Consider the following 17,424-nt stretch of genomic DNA (forward strand, 5'->3'; position numbering starts at 1 on the left):
CCGTTTTCTTTGCGCGATCACCCGCCGGGCGGCTCGCCCAGGCGCATCGACAGGTCGACCGCGCGCACATGCTTGGTCAACGCGCCGACCGAGACGAAATCGGCGCCGGTTTCGGCGATCTCCTTCAGCCGCGACAGGTCCACGCTGCCCGATACTTCGATCGGGATGCGTCCATCGGCGATGCGCACCGCTTCGCGCAGTTCCGCCAACGGGAAATCATCGACCAGGATGCGCGTGCAATCCGTCGCCAGCGCCTGCTGCAGTTCGTCGAGGTTCTCCACTTCGATGATCAGCGGCAGTTGCGGATAGCGAGCACGGGCCAAGGCCGCGGCATCGGCGATCGATCCGGCGGCGTGGATATGGTTTTCCTTCAGCATCACCGCATCGAACAAGCCGATGCGATGGTTGACGCCGCCTCCGACCCGCACGGCGTACTTCTGCGCGAGCCGCAGTCCGGGCAAGGTCTTGCGCGTGTCGAGCACGCGCGTTCGCGTGCCCTGTAGCGCGTCGGCGAACTCCGCCGTGCGCGTCGCCGTGCCGGACAACAACTGCAGGAAATTGAGCGCCGTGCGTTCGGCGCTGACCAGCGCGCGCGACCGGCCGGAGAAGACGCAGACGACGGTGCCAGCCCTCACGCGATCGCCTTCGGCGACCCGCCATTCGATGCGTACGTCGGGATCGAGCTGGCGAAAGCACTCGTCGAACCAGGGGCGGCCGGCGATCACGGCCGCTTCCTTCGCGAGGATATAGCCCGCTTCCGGCACATCCGCCAGCAAGGCCGCGGTAACATCGCCGGCGCCGATATCCTCGGCGAGCGCGCGCCGCACGTCCTCGGCGATGCTCGCGGCAGGCGGCGGAGCGAAAGCCGACGTCAAAGCGGGAAGTCCGGCACGGCGGCCGTGGCGATGCCTTCGTCGGCCAGCAGAACCGGGATGCCATCGTCGACGCGATAGATGATTCGGCGGTCGCGGGTGATCAAGCCTTCGGTCAGCATCTGATCCTGTTTGCTGCCGTCCAATCGCATCACATGTCCCTGCGTGATGGCCTGGTTCAAGGCCTGCAGTTCGGCGCGATCCAGCAGGGCCAGTGGCTGCTTGCTGGCCGGACAACAGAGGATGTCGAGCAACTTGCGATCCATGGGTCGTACCGCCGGGAACTTGCGTCTAGAATACCTTTTTGAGCCAAGGCCCTGCCATGAGCGAGAAGCCGGTGCCGCCCCTGGTGGGCGTCGTGATGGGATCCCGCAGCGACTGGGAGACGATGCAGCACGCGGTCGCCCGGCTCGAATCGTTAGGCGTTCCGCACGAAGTGCAGGTCGTTTCCGCCCACCGCACGCCGGACCTGTTGTTCCGCTACGCCGAGACGGCGCAATCGCGCGGTCTGCGCGCGATCATCGCCGGCGCCGGCGGCGCGGCCCATTTGCCGGGCATGCTGGCGGCCAAGACCGCCGTTCCGGTGTTGGGCGTTCCGGTGCAGAGCAAGGCGCTCAACGGCATGGACTCGCTGCTGTCGATCGCGCAAATGCCGGCCGGCATTCCCGTCGCGACCTTCGCGATTGGCAACGCCGGTGCGGCGAACGCCGGCCTGTTTGCCGCAGCGATGCTGGCCCACGAACATCCGGCCATCGGCAAGGCGCTCGCCAGTTTTCGCGAAACGCAGACGCAGGACGTGCTCGCCAAGCCCGATCCGAGGCAGGAATGACCACGGTCGGCATTCTCGGCGGCGGGCAGTTGGCCCGCATGCTTGCGCTTTCGGGCGCGCCGCTGGGCCTGCGTTTCCTCGTGCTCGATTCCACCATCGACGCCTGCGCCGGACAGTTCGTGCCGATGGTGGTCGGCGATTATCGCGACGAGACGGTGCTGGCCGAATTCGCTGGCCGGGTCGACGTCGCCACCTTCGACTTCGAGAACGTACCGGCCGAGAGCGCGCAATGGTTGGCCGAGCGCGTTCCCGTGTTTCCCAATCCTCGCGCGCTCGCCGTCGCCCAGGATCGCCTGGCCGAGAAGAGTCTGTTCCGCAAACTCGGCATCCCGGTGCCTGCCTTCGCCGACATCGCCACGCGCGAAAGCCTCGATCGCGCGGTCGCCGAGCTCGGCTTGCCCTGCATCTTGAAGACGCGGCGGCTCGGCTACGACGGCAAGGGGCAGTTCCGCATCAAGACCAGTGCGGACGCCGATGCCGCCTGGGATGCGCTCGGTGCGCAGGCCACGACGGTCGGTCTGATCCTGGAAGCCTTCGTGCCGTTCCAGCGCGAGATTTCGGTCGTTGCCGTGCGAGGCCGCGACGGCGAGTTCCGCGCCTGGCCGTTGACAGAGAATTGGCATGTGGACGGCATCCTGTCGGCCAGCCTGGCGCCGGCGACGTTGCCGCCCGCGTTGGCGGAGAAGGCCATCGCTCACGCGCGCTCCATCGCCGAAGCGTTGGACTATGTCGGCGTGTTCGCACTGGAGCTGTTCCTGAAGGACGGCGAGCTGCTGGCCAACGAGATGGCGCCGCGCGTGCACAACTCCGGCCACTGGACGATCGAGGGCGCCGAGACCTCGCAGTTCCAGAACCACCTTCGCGCCGTGCTGGGTTTGCCGCTCGGCGATACGCGCATGCTCGGCCACGCCTGCATGCTGAACTGGATCGGCAGCGTGCCGTCGGCGAATCCGGTGCTGGCGAACGCCAGCGGACACTGGCACGACTACGGCAAGAGCTCTCGCGCAGGCCGCAAGGTCGGTCATGCGACCTTGCGCGCGGAAGATGCCGGCGAACTGGCGTTGGCGCTGGAGAGCGTCGGTCGCTCGCTCGGTCGCGAATCGCAGGTCGCGCCGGTCATCGAGCGCTTGCGGGCCTGACTTCGCCCCTCCGTTTTTCGACGGCGGCACCAAGAAAAACGGCCGGAGATCGTCCGGCCGTTCCTCGTCGCGCTGCGGTGTCGCTCAGTTCATTTGCGATGCGACGTAGTCCCAGTTGACCAGGTTCCAGAACGCTTCGACGTACTTCGCGCGCGCATTGCGGTAATCGATGTAGTAGGCGTGTTCCCAGACGTCGCAGGTCAGCAGCGCCTTGTCGGTGCCGGTCAGCGGCGTGGCGGCATTCGGCGTGCTCACCAGGGCCAGCGATCCGTCCTGGCGTTGCACCAGCCAGGCCCAGCCCGAACCGAAGGTCGTCAGCGCGGTATTGGTGAATTGTTCCTTGAACGCGGTGAAGCTGCCGAAGGCGGCATTGATCGCATCGCCGAGCTTGCCGCCGGGTTCGCCGCCGCCATTGGGCGCGAGGCAGTTCCAGTAGAAGGTGTGGTTCCAGACCTGCGCGGCGTTGTTGAACATGCCGCCCTGGGCCTTGCGGATGATCGCTTCGAGGTCGAGGTTGTCGAACTCGGTGCCCTTGATCTGGTTGTTGAGGTTGGTGACGTAGGTCTGGTGATGCTTGCCGTAGTGGAAGTCGATGGTCTCGGCCGAAATATGCGGGGCAAGGGCGGTGCGGTCGTAGGGCAGGGCGGGCAGTTCGATGGCCATCGGGCTTCTCCAGCAGGGAGTGGCGGGTGAAGCTATAATTTTACCCTTATTCCCTGAACAAGATGCCGCTCTCCCGATCGGGCGGGCGGATGGAGAAAGCAATGGCGAGCAATCCGGTCATGGACCGCATCAAGTCCGAAGTCGAAGGCCACCCGATCGTGCTTTTCATGAAAGGCACGCCGCAGTTCCCGATGTGCGGGTTCTCCAGTCGCGCCAGCCAGGCGCTGAAATCGGCCGGCGCTTCGTCCTTCCACAGCATCAATGTGCTCGAGGAGCCCGAGATCCGCGCCAACCTGCCGCGTTATTCCGACTGGCCGACCTTCCCGCAGCTTTTCATCAACGGCGAGTTGATCGGCGGCTGCGACATCACGGTCGAACTGTTCGAAAGCGGCGAGCTCGCGCGCATGGTCGGCGAAGCGCAAAAAGCGGCATGAGCCCCATGCCAGCGCCCGCGGCCGACGCATTGGCCGGGCGCAACATCCTGATTACCGGCGCCTACGGCGGACTCGGCGAAGCCGCCGCCAGGGCCTGCGGCCAGGCAGGCGCCACCCTCATCCTGCTCGGGCGCAAGGTGCCCAAGCTCAGTCGCGTCTACGACGCGGTGAAGGCGATCGGTCCCGAACCGCTGTTGTATCCGTTGGACATGGCCGGCGCCGATCCCGCCGACTACGAGACGATGGCCGACCGGATCGGTGCCGAACTCGGCGGCCTGCACGGCATCCTGCATTGCGCGACGGAGTTCCCAGGCCTGGCGCCATTGGAAAGCACGCCGCCAGCGGATTTCGTGCGGCAGATCCACGTCAACCTCAGTGCGGCGTGGCTGATGACGCAGGCATGCCTGCCGGTGCTGCGTCGTTCGGGCGACAGCGCCGTGGTCTTCGTCGGAGACGATCTGTCGCGCGTGAACCGCGCCTATTGGGGCGCCTATGGCGTCGCCAAGGCAGGGTTGCAGGCACTGACGCGACTGCTGCACGAGGAGACCGAGAACGGGCCGGTACGCGTGAGCATGCTCGAGCCCGGACCGATGCGCAGCGCCGTGCGCAATCGCGCCTACGTGGAGGAGGCCGCGACCCTTTGCCCGCCGCCCACGCGCTATGCGCCGGCCTGCGTGCACCTGTTGTCGCCCGCCGGTATCGCGCAACGCGGCCAGGTCTACGCGCCCCGCCAGGACTGAGCGCGGCCGTCGCGCCGGTTCGACAGCACGCCCGCGAACGGAAACAATGGGGCGGCCCGACTTGCGCCGACCGTCATGACCACGCTTTCCGCCGCCCTGCTGCTGTTCCTGATCCTGGACCCGCTGGGCAATATCCCGGTCTTCCTCAGCCTGCTCAAACCGCTGCCGGGCGGGCGACGCCGCATCGTGCTCGCGCGCGAGCTGTTGATCGCCCTGGCGGTGCTTTTCGGCTTTCTCTGGGGCGGCCAGTACGTGCTGGAAGCGATGCACCTGCGCCAGGAGTCGGTCTCGATCGCCGGCGGCATCGTGCTGTTCCTGATCGGCCTGAAGATGATCTTCCCTTCGCCCGAGGGCATGTTCGGGGAAACGGGCGAAGGCGAGCCCTTCATCGTGCCGATGGCGATTCCGCTGGTCGCCGGTCCCTCCGGCATGGCCTCGGTGATGCTGCTCGGTAGCCAGGAGCCCGACCGCATGGGGGACTGGAGCCTGGCCCTTTTGATCGCCTGGGCGGGGACGGCCGCCATCCTGTTTTCGGCGACTTCGCTGTACCGCCTGCTGGGCCAGCGCGTCCTCGTCGCGATCGAGCGCCTGATGGGCATGCTTCTGGTGGCGATCTCCGTACAAATGCTGTTGGACGGCGTCAAAACCTACCTGAACACGTAGCCGGAGCCGCAATGGCCGGGCCCGATCCGGAGGGGGCGTCGGCGGGCGCATTCAGCCAGCAATGTGAACCGTTTGGCAGGCCTGATGACAGCCTCCGCAAACCGTCACCCCGCTGTCATCCGTACGACCTAGCATGTTAATCTCTTGTTATTGCTCGGAAGCCCGGAAGGCTCACTGAGCAAGCGATGGGGTGTTGCCCGCAGCCATTCTCCGGGCATCAAAATCCAGCAGCAGGATGCTGCGCCGACATTCACCACTCAGGGTTCACATCATGATCAATCGCAATCGGGTACGGCTCTCGAAGCTTTCCCTTGGCCTCGCGATCGCGCTCGCCGCTGCCCCGGCTTTCGCGCAGAGCACCTCGTCCGCCGTCGGCGGTCGCATCACCGACGCAAGCGGTCAGCCGGTCTCCGGCGCGCAAGTCACCATCGTGCACACCGACTCCGGTACGACCAGCCAGGTCACCACCGGCAGCGACGGTCGCTACGTCTCGCGCGGCCTGCGCGTGGGCGGCCCGTACACGATCACCATCTCGAAGGACGGTCGTACCGAGAAGCGCGAAGGCGTCTACCTGCAGCTGGCTGAAAGCAACAATGTCGACGCCGTGATGGGCGCCGCCGCCAACATCGCCACCGTCGAAGTGACGGGCACCGGCGCGATCAGCGTTTTCAGCGCGACCAAGATGGGTTCGGGCACCAACGTCGACCAGGAAACGCTGAAGGCGCTGCCCTCGGTCAACGGCAACATCCAGGACTTCATGCGCCTCGACCCGCGCGTGGCCTTCACCGATCGCGCGTCCGGCAGCATCAGCGCCGGCGGCATGAACCCGCGCTTCAACAAGATCACCATCGACGGCGTCTCCGCCAGCGATACCTTCGGTCTGGAAGGCAACAACATGCCGACCCAGCGCCAGCCGGTGTCGTTGCAGGCGATCGAAGCCATCGACATCAACCTGTCGAACTACGACGTGACCATGTCCGGCGCTGCCGGCGCCCAGGTCAACGCGGTCACCAAGTCCGGTACCAACCAGTTCCATGGTTCGGTGTACGGCATGTATCGCGACGGCGACTGGTTCGGCGACTATCCGGCGCGCGCCGCCGGTTCCACCATCGACGTGACCGGTCTGCCCTTCGACGAATTCGAGAAGGACACCACCTGGGGCTTCACCTTCGGTGGCCCGCTGGTCAAGGACACGCTGTTCTTCTTCGTCAACTACGAAAAGCTGAAGACGACCGAAATCGGCACGGCCGGCGGCAAGGGCCTGGGCACGAACCCGCTGGTGGCCGGTGGCGACTTCGACGCCGACGACGTGCAGCAGGCGATCGACATCGCCAAGAACGTCTGGGGCATCGACGCGGGCGGCCTGGTCGGTGGCGACACCGAACTGGAAGAGTATGCGCTCAAGCTCGACTGGAACATCAACGACAATCACCGCGCCAGCCTGCGCTACAGCAAGCTTGAGCAGACCCGCGTGCGTCCGGAAGCCTCCACGGCCAGCGCGCTCTCGCTGAGCTCGAACTGGTACAACCACGAGAAGACCGTCGAAAGCTACGTGGCCCAGCTGTTCAGCGACTGGTCCGAGAACTTCAGCACCGAGTTCAAGGTGTCCTTCCGCGATTACGACGCCATCCGCGTCAATCCGACCACCGCGCCGACGATCCAGATCTACTTCGACGACGGCAACAACAGCAACGCTCCCAGCGCCGGCGATTTCATCCGCATGGGCACCGAGCGCAGCTCGATGGGCAACACCCTGCTGACCGAAACCTGGAACTACTTCGGATCGGGCACCTGGCACCTCGGCGACCATGACCTGAAGTTCGGCGCCGAGTACAGCGACAACGACATCTACAACTACTTCCTGCAGGACTCGTGGGGCAACTACAGCTTCTACGGCCTGACCAACTTCCAGAACGGCATTTACTTCGACTACGACCTCCAGTACCAGACCTCCGCGGACTCGGTGCCGGCGATCTATTCGAACCGCAACCTCGGCCTGTTCCTGCAGGACACCTGGTACGTCAACAGCAACCTGACGCTGACCTTCGGCCTGCGCGGCGACAAGCCGAGCACCAGCCCGCAGCCGCCGTACAACGCGACGTTCGCGGCGCCGCAGACCATCAACCCGAACACCGGCGCCTGGACGGGCGGCTTCGGCTACGACAACTCGGTGACGTTCAACGGCGACTTCCTGATCCAGCCGCGCTTCGGCTTCAACTACACCTTCGACACGCAGCGCCAGATGCAGCTGCGTGGCGGTATCGGCCTGTTCCAGGGCGATGCGCCGCAGGTGTGGGTGAGCAACTCCTACCAGAGCAACGGCCTCAACTACATCGCCTATTCGAACTATCGCCACTGCCTGTGGAACAACAGCGCTCCGGGCCAGAGCGAAGGTTCGCGTAACGCGACCTGCCTCAACAGCATCTTCAACCCGGACGGCCTGAACCCGACCGTGCCGCCGTCGGCGACCGCCAACCGCAACGTCAACGTGATGGATCCGGACTTCGAGATGCCCTCCGTGTGGAAGGCCAACCTCGCGTTCGATACCGAGACCGGCTGGATGGATACCGTGTTCAGCGCGGAAATCCTGCTCACCGACATCAACAAGGGCCTGTTCTACCGCAGCCTCAACGTCGGTCCGGGCTTCGATGGCCCCGATGGCCGCCGTCTGTACTGGAATCCGAACAGCCCGCGTCCGTTCGGCAACACCGCCTCGGGCAACACGGCGACCAACCCGGCGCGCTACAACAACAACAGCACGTTCGGCGACGTCTACCTGATCACGAACACCGACAAGGGCAGCAGCCGCCAGTTCACGCTGTCGTTGGCGCGTCCGTTCGCCGCCGATCGCGACTGGTCCTGGAGCATCGCCTACACCTACACCAATGCTTCGGAAGTCGCTTCGCTGACCAGCTCGACCGCCGGCTCCGGCTACGGTTCGCAGCTTAGCTTCAACATCGACGACGATCTGGCCAACACCGCGCGTTACGAGATCAAGGATCGCTTCACTGCTTCGCTGGATTGGAAGCATGCCTTCTTCGGCGACTACGAAACCCGCGTGGGCCTGGTGTACGAAGGCCGCAGCGGTCGTCCGTTCAGCTACATCTTCAACAACGACGCGAACGGCGACAACCGCACCTTCAACGACCTGTTCTACGTTCCGTCCGGTCCGGGCGACGTGCTGTTCGGTTCGCTCAACGCGACCACCGGCGCGTTCACCGCCAACCCGACCATGGAAGCCGCGTTCTGGGCCTGGCTCGACACGCAGGAGCACCTGAATGCGTACGCCGGCAGCTATGCGCCGGAGAACGACTTCCGCGCCGGCTGGGTCAACACCTTCGACCTGCGCATCAGCCAGGAACTGCCGGGCTTCATGAAGGGCCACAAGTCGCAGATCTGGGTGGACATCCAGAACATCGGCAACATGATCGACAAGGACTGGGGCAACATCATCGACTACGGCTTCAACGCCAACGTCGCGGTCGCCAGCCTCGTCGGCATCTGCCGCGTGAACTGCCCGGCCGGCATGACCGGCAAGTACGTGTACGGCTACCGCTCCGGCACCGAGTTCGGCCAGGCCACCGCGCTGGGCCTGCCGACCAATGCCGACGGTCAGACCAACGGCATCTCGCAGTGGTCCGTGCAGGTCGGTTTCAAGTACGAGTTCTGATCCACGCGACAAGCAGTATCGGGAACGGCCGGTGGCGACACCGGCCGTTTTCTTTTGCGCGGCCGTTGCCGAAGCCTGGGCGGTGCTAGAGTGTCAGGTCCACACGAGCAAGCGACTGAAGAACACGATGGAAGGCAATACCCCCGCGGCACCCACGGTCAACGCCCGCATTTCTCCGCGCGGCGGTCTCGACATCCTTTCCCGGCAGGAAATCGCCCGGTTGCGCGACGCGTCGGTCGGCGGCCTGCACGAACTGCTGCGTCGCTGCGCCTTGGCCGTGCTGACCACCGGCAGCGACTCGGACGATCCGCGGGCGGCGCAGATCCGCTTCCCCGAATTCGACATCCAGGTCCTGCAGCAGGACCGCGGCATCAAGATCGAACTCAAGCATGCGCCGGCGACGGCCTTCGTCGATGGCGAGATCATCCGCGGCGTCGCCGACCTGTTGTTCGCGGTCGTGCGCGACATCGCCTATACGGCGACCGAAATCAACGAAGGCGGCAAGTTCGACCTGAACACCAGCCCCGGCATCACCGGCGCCGTTTTCGAGATCCTGCGCAACGCGCGCGTGCTGCGCCCGCACACCGACCCGAACCTGGTGGTGTGCTGGGGCGGCCATTCGATCGGCCGCGAGGAATACCTGTACACCAAGCGCGTCGGCTATGAACTGGGCCTGCGTCGCCTCGATATCTGCACCGGTTGCGGACCGGGCGCGATGAAGGGGCCGATGAAAGGCGCGACGATCGCGCACGCCAAGCAGCGGCGCAATTCCAATCGTTACATCGGTATCACCGAACCCGGCATCATCGCGGCCGAGTCGCCGAACCCGATCGTCAACCACCTGGTGATCATGCCGGACATCGAGAAGCGCCTCGAAGCCTTCGTGCGCCTCGGCCACGGCATCATCGTGTTCCCGGGCGGCGTCGGAACCGCCGAGGAAATCCTCTACCTGCTCGGCCTGTTGCTGCATCCCGACAATGCCCACCTGCCGTTCCCGCTGGTGCTGACCGGGCCGCGCGAATCGGCCGCGTACTTCGAGCAGATCGACCAGTTCCTGCGCCTGACCCTGGGCGACAGCGCGACCTCGCGCTACCGCATCATCGTCGACGATCCCAGCGAAGTGGCGCGGGCGATGGTGCAGGGGCTGAAGAAGGTGCGCGAGCACCGGCTGGACGAGAAGGACGCGTTCTTCTTCAACTGGTCGCTGCGCATGTCGCCGGAGTTCCAGCAGCCGTTCCACCCGACCCATGCGGCGATGTCCGGCCTGAACCTTCACCGCGACCAGCCGACCCACATGCTGGCCGCCAACCTGCGTCGCGCCTTTTCCGGCATCGTCGCCGGCAACGTGAAGGAGGAGGGCATGCGGGCCATCGAACAGCATGGTCCGTTCGAGATCCACGGGGACAGCGAAATCATGCAATCGCTGGACGCGTTGCTGCGGGCTTTCGTTGCCCAGCGCCGCATGAAGATCGCCGGCGAATACCGTCCCTGCTATCGCGTCATCACCTGAGCGGGCGATTTCGCCGAGGAAAAGAAAAAGGGCTTGCGATCGCTCGCAAGCCCTTGATTTCATTTGGCGCCCGAAGTTGGACTCGAACCAACGACCCCCTGATTAACAGTCAAGTGCTCTAACCGGCTGAGCTATTCGGGCGGGGCGCGTATTGTGCCCGCGGCGTCTTTTCCGCGCAAGCCGAAACGACCCGTCCGGCCACGCGTCGGGCCGTTCGTCCTGCCCCCGGAGCCGCTCGTCCTGCCGCAGCTTGCGGTGGCGGAGGCCGCTCGGAAGAATGCGGACTGGATCATCAGGACCCCCGCGCATGACCCTGTCCCGCCCTTCCGGCTTCACCCTGATCGAGTTGATGGTCACGGTAGCCATCGTCTCGATCCTGCTGATCGTGGCAGTACCGAGTTTCCAGACGGTGATGAACTCGAACCGGCTGACCACGGCGGCGAACGAATTCGTTGGCGCGGTGCAGTTGGGCCGGGCCGAAGCCATCCGCAACAACCGGCGGGTGGTGCTGTGCCTGAGCACCAACCCCAACGCCGCCGCTGCCTCCGTCGCCTGCGCGGCCGACAACTCCACCAACGCCACGGGCTGGATCGTCTTCGTCGACACCAACACCAACGGCGCCTACAACAACGGCACCGATCGCCTGCTGCGTGTCGCCGCGCCGGCGGCTGGCGTGCGCATCCTCGGCAGCAGCAATCTCGCCGGCAAGGTGCGTATCGACTTCCGCTCCGACGGCCTGGCGCGGCGCTCGACCGGTACGGTGCTGAGCGGCACGGTGAGCATGTGTCTGCCTACCGGCCGCCCGGCCGAGAACGTCCGCAACGTGAACATCCGTGGCGGCGGCGTCGTCGTGACGCGCGCCGACGGCAACAAACTTTGCGCCGAGCCGGGGAACGCACTATGAAGTCTTCAGCCAGAATGCGCCGCGCCCCTGCGTTCCGTTCCATGGCCGGCGTCAGCATGATCGAAGTGCTGGTGGCGGTGCTGATCCTCGTCTTCGGCGTGCTGGGCGTCGCTGCGCTGCAGATGACCGCGCTACGCAACAGCCAGAGCGCGATGCAGCACAGCCAGGGCGTGGCGTTGACCTACGCGATGATCGACCGGATGCGTGCCGACGCGCTGCAGGCCAGGATCGGCAGCTACAACCTCGGCAACCTCGGCTCCGACCTGGGCGGTACCGGCACGACGGTGTGGACCTGCGCGCTGCCCGACAACGGCACGGCGCTTCCGGTTGCGGAGCGGCGCGAGTGGATGGAGCAGGTGCGCGGCCCTGGCGGTCTTGAGCCGAACGCCTGCGTCATCATCGACTGCGACGACGCCAATTGCGCTGTCGGCGTGCGCTGGGACGACACCCGCGGTACGCAGGGCAACGCCAATCAACGCATCATCACGAGGACCCGCCTATGAAGCGCGCCCATCCCCGCCTGCGGACGAACCTGGGCGTATCGCTGGTCGAACTGATGATTTCCATGGTGCTGGGCCTGATCGTGGCCGGCGCCGCCGTCGCCATGTTCGCCACCAACCGCGTGACCTACTCGGCCTCGGAGAACATGGGCCGCATCCAGGAAGCGGGGCGCGCTGCGTTCGAGCTGATGGCGCGCGACGTTCGCGAAGCCGGCGGCAATCCCTGCGATGCCAACTTGCCGCTCAGCAACGGCCTGAACTCGCCCACCGGCAACTGGTGGAAGAACTGGAACAACGGCCTCATCGGCTATGCGGGAACGACGGCATTTCCCGACGTGGCTTTCGGCACTACAGCCGGTGCGCGCGTCTCCGGCACCGAGGCGATCGAGGTCAAGTACGGCGAGCTGCCTTCTACGGTCAACACGACGGCCAACTTGTCCGACGCCAATCTCAATCAGCCGATTCCGGTACGCACCGTCACGGGCTTGACGACAAACGACTTGCTGATCGCCTGCGACTATCGCGGGGCGACGGTCTTCCAGGCCACCAGCTTCGTCGGAAATACCATCCTGCATGCGTCAGGCGCGGGCACGGGCGGCTCTCCGGGAAATGCCAGCGCGACGCTGCTGCTCGGCCCGCATGGCAACGACAAGGACGGTGTGGCGATGCCGGGACTGGCGATCAACGGCATGGTGTCCAAGCTCAAGGCCTCGCGTTGGTACATCGGCTGCAATGGTCGCGCCGATTGCGCCGAGCCGGTCGGACGCTCGCTCTATCAGAGCAGTCTGGTGAACAACGCGGGCACGTTCAGCGTGGTCAACGACGAAATCGCCAATGGCGTGTCGAACATGACCATGCGTTATCTCGCATCGGGTGGCACGAACTACACCACGTCCGCCGGCGTGACGAACTGGGGCGCCGTCGGCGCCATCAAGGTCACCCTGACGATTTCCGCGCCCGACCGTGGCGGCAGTACCGACAGCAACGCCGCCATCTCGCGCACGGTGCAGCACGTGATCAGCCTCAGGAACAATCTGCTATGAAACCTACGAAATTCTCGCCGCGCGGCGAACGGGGCGTGACGCTGGTCGTCGTCCTGATCCTGCTGGTGCTGTTGACGCTGCTGGCATTGACCAGCTTGCGCGGCACCTTGCTGGAGCAATACATGAGCACCAGCCAGATGGACCGTAGCCTGAGCTTCCAGGCCGCCGAAGCGGCCCTGCGCGAGGGCGAGACGCTGGCCTCGACCAAGCCGGTCGTGCCGACGGCCGGCAATCCCTGCAGCAACGGCTTGTGCCCGGCGCCGGTCGCTGCCGCGACGCCGCGTTGGCTGGACACGGACGCGAACTGGAACACCTGGTCGCGTGCCGCCACCACCGTATTCACCGGCTCTGGCGTTGCCTCGCAGCCGCGATTCATCGTCGAGGAAATGGCGGTGGACGCCGTGCCCGGTTCCAACTGCACCACGTCCGGCGACGTTTCCCCCGACGCCGCCTGCACCAACTGGGAAAGCCGTTATCGCATCACGGCCCGCTCCGGCATCACTGCCGGTCGCTCGGAAGTGATCCTGCAATCCAACATCGCCGTGCCCTGAGCAGGGAACCCCCATGAATACGTCTCGCAATCAGTCTTCCCTCGCCGCCCGCTTGCAGCGCCATTTCCGGCGCGCGAGCCCGATCGCCGCCGCTTTCGCCGCCACCTTGATTTCATTGCCGGGCGCGGCGGTCGATATCCCGAACACGCCCTTGCAATCGGGCGCGTCCTTCCCGGCGCCGAACATCATGTTCATCCTCGACGATTCGGGTTCGATGGACTTCACCTACATGCCGGACGCCCTGGCGTCCGTCGGTGGCGACAACAACGTGCGCAATGCCGCCTATCCGCACAACCCCATGGCCTACAACCCGGCCGTGACCTACAAGGCCTGGATCAAGGCCGACAATACGCGCTATACCACGGGCACCACCTACACCAGCGCGTGGGGCGACATCAGCAATCTGAGCAGCTCCACCAACCTGTCCAGCAGTGCGCAGTACTTTTATATCGCCAAGACCGGCGCTACGCCGCTGACGTCGCTGTCCTCCTACTGGCGCTACGAAATCGTTTCCGGTGGTAGCGATATCCGGAAGGGCGAGTACGGCACCGCCGTGGTGACCGTCACGACGCCGGCGGACGTGAACCTGGCGGGTTACAACCCCTTCAACGTGCCGGAAACGACAACCAACGTCGGCGGCAGCAACGATGTGGAGCTCAAGTACGACATCACGGTACCGACGCCCGCCGCGGGCCATAGTTGGGAATCGATGGTAGTCACCTTGACCGGCGGTACGCACGGCGACAACGGTTCGCACAACAACAACAACGGCGATGGCGCCAACCTGTACGTCCACACCGCCAGCGATGTGCGCGTCAACAACTATACCTGCCGATCCATCGGCGGCGGCAACGACGAGTCCTGCACCATCGATTCTCCGGATCCGGTGGGCGGCAACCACTACTGGATCGGCATCAACCGGGCGTCGAGCTTCGGCGGCGTGCAGTTGCGGGTCGTGTTCAAGTACAAGTACAACTACACCACCAATCGTTGCGACGGCGACGACGTTACCGGCAGCGCCTGGATCAACTGCGTTTCGGAACTGCCCTCGACCCGCAACCTGACGGACGAGAAGAACAACTACGCCACCTGGTACTCCTACCATCGTAGTCGCCTGAAGGTGGCGAAGGCCGGCGCCAGCGAAGCCTTCAGCCAGATCGGCACCAATGCGCGCATGGGCTTCGATACCATCTGGAACGACCCTGATGCGCATGACGACAGCGTCGCGACCAATGCCACCCCGGTCTATCCGATCCCGGTGGGATCCGACGGCGGTCTGTTCCGCAATACCACGACACCGACGGTATCCAACAACCGCACGACCTGGTTCAACTACCTGCACGGTGCAGTGGGCGACAACGGCACGCCGCTGAAGGGCGCCTTGCAACGCGCTGGCCGCTATTTCACTGATAGCGCCAATACGGGGCCTTGGGGTCCGGCGGCGCAAATCAGTTGCCGCCAGGCCTTCGCCATCCTGACGACCGACGGCTACTGGAACAACAACGCCGGTTATACGGCCATCGGCGATGCGGACAGCGACACGTCGACGTCCGAAAGCGTCAACCCGACCATCCCGAATCCCAGTGGCAGCAACTACAAGTACGCGCCGATCAATCCCTACAAGGACAATGTGTCGCCGACGCGCTTGGACACGCTGGCCGACGTCGCGATGTACTACTGGAAGCGCGACCTGATGTCGACGCTGACCAACGACGTGCCGGCCTCGGCGGCTGATCCGGCCTACTGGCAGCACATGGTCACCTTCGGCATCTCGATCGGCCTGCAGGGCAACCTGAACCCGAGCACCGATCTGCCCAGCATCACCAATGGCAGCGTGAAGTGGACGAACCCGCTCGATGCCGAGGATGACGACCGAATCGACGACCTCTGGCATGCATCCGTCAATGGCCACGGTAGCTTCGTCGCCGCCACCAGCCCGGCAGCCTTCGCCCAGGCGCTGCTCGACGCCCTGTCCTTGATCGCCGCGCGCCGCGGTTCGGGTTCGAACGTCGCGACCAACAGCACCTCGTTCCAGGACAATACCCGCGTGTTCCAGGCCCGTTACCTCACCGGTAACTGGACCGGCGAGTTGGCGGCCTATGCGGCCACGTCGGCCGGCGTGGCGGCCGAGCCGTCCTGGCAGGCGTCGCAAGGAATTCCCGCCTACGGCTCGCGCAAGGTTTTCACCTGGAACGGCACGGCGGGCGCGGCTTTCCCGACGGCGACGCAGCTGACCACGCTGGACCAGAGCGCGCGTCCGCTGTCCAGCGTCAACGGTACCGATAACGCCAACTACATCAAGGGTCAGAGTACGAAGGAACGCCGTTTTGACGGTGGTACCCTGCGCAGCCGCACGGTCACGATACGCTCCGGCGGCGCCGACATCGTAGCGGGTACGCCCATGGGCGACATCGTCAATTCCAGCCCGATCTACGTATCGGAACTGTCGACGATCTTCGTTGGCGCCAACGACGGCATGCTGCATGCCATCAATGCCGCCACCGGTGCCGAGCACTTCGCCTATATCCCGGCCGGCATCAACATGACGGCCCTGGGCGGCCTCAGCGACCCGCAGTACGCGCACGGTTATTTCGTCGACGGCCCGATCGCCGTGTCGACGACCAAGCAGACGCCCGGACACAACTACCTGGTCGGCGCGCTCGGCCGCGGCGGCAAGGGCGTGTATGGCCTGGAGGTTAAGACGCCGGCGTCTTTCGCAGCGACCGATGTGCTGTGGGAACGCACCACCGGCGCCAACATGGGCTATGTGCTGGGCGAGCCGCTGGTCGTGACCTTGAACGACGGCAGCAAGGGCGTCATCGTCAGCAACGGCATCAACAGCACCAACGGCAAAGCGGTGTTGTTCATCCTCAACATCGCCACCGGCGCCATCATCAAGGAAATCGATACCGGCGTTGCCGGCGACAATGGCCTGTTCGCGCCGCGCGGTTGGGACAACGACAACAACGGCACGGTGGACTATGTCTACGCCGGCGACCTGAAGGGCAATCTGTGGAAGTTCGACCTGACCAGCAACCTGACCACCAACTGGCAGATTGCGCTTAGCGGCAACCCGTTGTTCGTGGCCAAGGATGCGTCGAACGTTCGTCAGCCCATTACGGCCGGCCTGGCCTTGGCGCTTGAGCCCTTGAGCGGTCGTCGCTGGGTTTTCCTTGCGACCGGCCGTTTCCTGAGCACGACCGACATGTCCGACATGTCCGTGCAGAGCACCTACGGCATCATCGACGATGGCCTGGCGGATGTGGACAGCCGGACCGGCGTGGCCGCATTCGGTGAACTGGAAAAGCGCAGCATTCTGGTCGCGAGCCAGATCAGGCTCGACACCGACGGCGATGGCGATACCAACCAGCTGCCGGCGGGTACGGACAACCTGTTCCGGGATGTTCGCGGCTTCCAGCCGAACGCCACCCTGCCTGCTGGCAAGAAGGGTTGGTTCATCGACATGGTGAAACCGCCGACCCCGACGGCGGAGGGCGAGCGCACGGTCAGCAACCCGCGCGTGTTCGGCACGGTGCTGGTGACCGCCAGCCTGATCCCGCCGACCAACAACACCTGCGACGCAGGCGGTAACGGCTACATCAATGCGCTCGATGCTTTCACCGGCACCAGCCTGACCCAGGCCTTCTTCAACGCCAACCTGACCAAGACGGGCGGCGCCGCCAACTTCGCCGACGATACATTGACCAGCGGCAGCGACACCGTGGCCATCGGCTCGGTCGACCTGGGCCTCGGCATGCCGACCCTGCCGACCCTGATCGACCAATTGCTGGTGGCGGGCGGTTCAACGGGTACACTGGGTTCGATCAGCATCAACCCGCAGGGCAACGGCTCGCGGCGACTTTCCTGGCGCGAAATCCTGAAGGACTGACATGTTCGCAACCGTTC

The 17,424-nt window shown here is 65.0% G+C and carries 15 protein-coding genes and 1 tRNA gene; 12 read left to right on the forward strand and 4 right to left on the reverse strand.

Annotated features, from left to right (window positions below; all coding sequences use genetic code 11):
• Positions 1-17: 17 nt before the first annotated feature.
• Positions 18-875, reverse strand: a complete 858-nt coding sequence (nadC, locus tag QM707_RS03875) for a carboxylating nicotinate-nucleotide diphosphorylase (protein ID WP_415000550.1) — start codon at positions 873-875, stop codon at positions 18-20.
• Positions 872-1,138 (reverse strand): Trm112 family protein, encoded by a 267-nt coding sequence (locus QM707_RS03880; protein WP_415000551.1) that lies wholly within the window; start codon positions 1,136-1,138, stop codon positions 872-874. The genes nadC and QM707_RS03880 overlap by 4 nt, the downstream gene beginning before the upstream one ends.
• A 56-nt stretch (positions 1,139-1,194) precedes the next feature.
• Here QM707_RS03880 and purE point away from each other — a divergent pair, with 56 nt between their 5' ends.
• The gene (gene purE / locus QM707_RS03885) at positions 1,195-1,701 is read left to right on the forward strand and encodes a 5-(carboxyamino)imidazole ribonucleotide mutase (protein WP_415000552.1); all 507 of its coding nucleotides are present in this window, start codon (positions 1,195-1,197) and stop codon (positions 1,699-1,701) included.
• Positions 1,698-2,840, forward strand: a complete 1,143-nt coding sequence (locus tag QM707_RS03890; protein WP_415000553.1) for a 5-(carboxyamino)imidazole ribonucleotide synthase — start codon at positions 1,698-1,700, stop codon at positions 2,838-2,840. The genes purE and QM707_RS03890 overlap by 4 nt, the downstream gene beginning before the upstream one ends.
• An 84-nt stretch (positions 2,841-2,924) precedes the next feature.
• On the opposite strand, the gene QM707_RS03895 is transcribed toward QM707_RS03890, so the two are convergent.
• Positions 2,925-3,503 carry a superoxide dismutase gene (locus QM707_RS03895; protein WP_415000554.1) on the reverse strand — a complete coding sequence of 193 codons (579 nt, stop codon included), beginning with the start codon at positions 3,501-3,503 and terminating at the stop codon, positions 2,925-2,927.
• A 101-nt stretch (positions 3,504-3,604) separates the two neighbouring features.
• Between QM707_RS03895 and grxD the strand changes: the two genes are divergently transcribed.
• From grxD to ppnN, 5 genes are all read left to right on the forward strand, one after another.
• On the forward strand, positions 3,605-3,937 hold the full coding sequence (grxD, locus tag QM707_RS03900; RefSeq protein WP_415000555.1) for a Grx4 family monothiol glutaredoxin: 333 nt from the start codon (positions 3,605-3,607) through the stop codon (positions 3,935-3,937).
• Positions 3,934-4,677 carry an SDR family NAD(P)-dependent oxidoreductase gene (locus QM707_RS03905; RefSeq protein WP_415000556.1) on the forward strand — a complete coding sequence of 248 codons (744 nt, stop codon included), beginning with the start codon at positions 3,934-3,936 and terminating at the stop codon, positions 4,675-4,677. Before grxD ends, QM707_RS03905 begins: the two co-directional genes overlap by 4 nt.
• Positions 4,678-4,752: 75 nt before the next feature.
• Positions 4,753-5,340, forward strand: coding sequence for a YhgN family NAAT transporter (locus tag QM707_RS03910; protein WP_415000557.1), 588 nt, complete (start codon positions 4,753-4,755; stop codon positions 5,338-5,340).
• Between the two features lie 271 nt (positions 5,341-5,611).
• A complete protein-coding gene (locus QM707_RS03915; protein WP_415000558.1) occupies positions 5,612-9,010 on the forward strand; it encodes a TonB-dependent receptor in 3,399 nt (1,132 codons plus the stop codon).
• Positions 9,011-9,137: 127 nt separating this feature from the next.
• Positions 9,138-10,520, forward strand: coding sequence for a nucleotide 5'-monophosphate nucleosidase PpnN (ppnN, locus tag QM707_RS03920; protein ID WP_415000559.1), 1,383 nt, complete (start codon positions 9,138-9,140; stop codon positions 10,518-10,520).
• A gap of 64 nt (positions 10,521-10,584) precedes the next feature.
• On the opposite strand, the gene QM707_RS03925 is transcribed toward ppnN, so the two are convergent.
• Positions 10,585-10,661, reverse strand: a tRNA-Asn gene (locus tag QM707_RS03925).
• 166 nt (positions 10,662-10,827) lie between these two features.
• Here QM707_RS03925 and QM707_RS03930 point away from each other — a divergent pair.
• From QM707_RS03930 to QM707_RS03950, 5 genes are read left to right on the forward strand one after another with little or no spacing between them, the layout of a single operon-like run.
• Positions 10,828-11,424, forward strand: a complete 597-nt coding sequence (locus tag QM707_RS03930) for a GspH/FimT family pseudopilin (RefSeq protein WP_415000560.1) — start codon at positions 10,828-10,830, stop codon at positions 11,422-11,424.
• 14 nt (positions 11,425-11,438) lie between these two features.
• A complete protein-coding gene (gene pilV / locus QM707_RS03935; protein WP_415000561.1) occupies positions 11,439-11,927 on the forward strand; it encodes a type IV pilus modification protein PilV in 489 nt (162 codons plus the stop codon).
• Positions 11,924-12,967, forward strand: a complete 1,044-nt coding sequence (locus tag QM707_RS03940; RefSeq protein WP_415000562.1) for a PilW family protein — start codon at positions 11,924-11,926, stop codon at positions 12,965-12,967. Before pilV ends, QM707_RS03940 begins: the two co-directional genes overlap by 4 nt.
• On the forward strand, positions 12,964-13,518 hold the full coding sequence (locus QM707_RS03945; protein ID WP_415000563.1) for a PilX N-terminal domain-containing pilus assembly protein: 555 nt from the start codon (positions 12,964-12,966) through the stop codon (positions 13,516-13,518). Before QM707_RS03940 ends, QM707_RS03945 begins: the two co-directional genes overlap by 4 nt.
• 13 nt (positions 13,519-13,531) lie before the next feature.
• Positions 13,532-17,407, forward strand: coding sequence for a pilus assembly protein (locus QM707_RS03950; protein ID WP_415000564.1), 3,876 nt, complete (start codon positions 13,532-13,534; stop codon positions 17,405-17,407).
• The last annotated feature ends 17 nt before the right edge of the window (positions 17,408-17,424 follow it).

The sequence above is a fragment of the Arenimonas sp. genome (assembly GCF_047602345.1).
Lineage (GTDB): Bacteria > Pseudomonadota > Gammaproteobacteria > Xanthomonadales > Xanthomonadaceae > Arenimonas.

Excerpts from the sequence above, each read along its gene's own strand:
- QM707_RS03915 (WP_415000558.1), top strand. The coding sequence starts at position 5,612 with ATGATCAATCGCAATCGGGTACGGCTCTCGAAGCTTTCCCTTGGCCTC.
- QM707_RS03945 (WP_415000563.1), top strand. The coding sequence starts at position 12,964 with ATGAAACCTACGAAATTCTCGCCGCGCGGCGAACGGGGCGTGACGCTG.
- ppnN (WP_415000559.1), top strand. The coding sequence starts at position 9,138 with ATGGAAGGCAATACCCCCGCGGCACCCACGGTCAACGCCCGCATTTCT.
- QM707_RS03895 (WP_415000554.1), bottom strand. The coding sequence starts at position 3,503 with ATGGCCATCGAACTGCCCGCCCTGCCCTACGACCGCACCGCCCTTGCC.
- QM707_RS03910 (WP_415000557.1), top strand. The coding sequence starts at position 4,753 with ATGACCACGCTTTCCGCCGCCCTGCTGCTGTTCCTGATCCTGGACCCG.
- pilV (WP_415000561.1), top strand. The coding sequence starts at position 11,439 with ATGCGCCGCGCCCCTGCGTTCCGTTCCATGGCCGGCGTCAGCATGATC.
- QM707_RS03950 (WP_415000564.1), top strand. The coding sequence starts at position 13,532 with ATGAATACGTCTCGCAATCAGTCTTCCCTCGCCGCCCGCTTGCAGCGC.
- QM707_RS03890 (WP_415000553.1), top strand. The coding sequence starts at position 1,698 with ATGACCACGGTCGGCATTCTCGGCGGCGGGCAGTTGGCCCGCATGCTT.
- QM707_RS03930 (WP_415000560.1), top strand. The coding sequence starts at position 10,828 with ATGACCCTGTCCCGCCCTTCCGGCTTCACCCTGATCGAGTTGATGGTC.
- grxD (WP_415000555.1), top strand. The coding sequence starts at position 3,605 with ATGGCGAGCAATCCGGTCATGGACCGCATCAAGTCCGAAGTCGAAGGC.
- QM707_RS03880 (WP_415000551.1), bottom strand. The coding sequence starts at position 1,138 with ATGGATCGCAAGTTGCTCGACATCCTCTGTTGTCCGGCCAGCAAGCAG.
- QM707_RS03905 (WP_415000556.1), top strand. The coding sequence starts at position 3,934 with ATGAGCCCCATGCCAGCGCCCGCGGCCGACGCATTGGCCGGGCGCAAC.
- QM707_RS03940 (WP_415000562.1), top strand. The coding sequence starts at position 11,924 with ATGAAGCGCGCCCATCCCCGCCTGCGGACGAACCTGGGCGTATCGCTG.
- purE (WP_415000552.1), top strand. The coding sequence starts at position 1,195 with ATGAGCGAGAAGCCGGTGCCGCCCCTGGTGGGCGTCGTGATGGGATCC.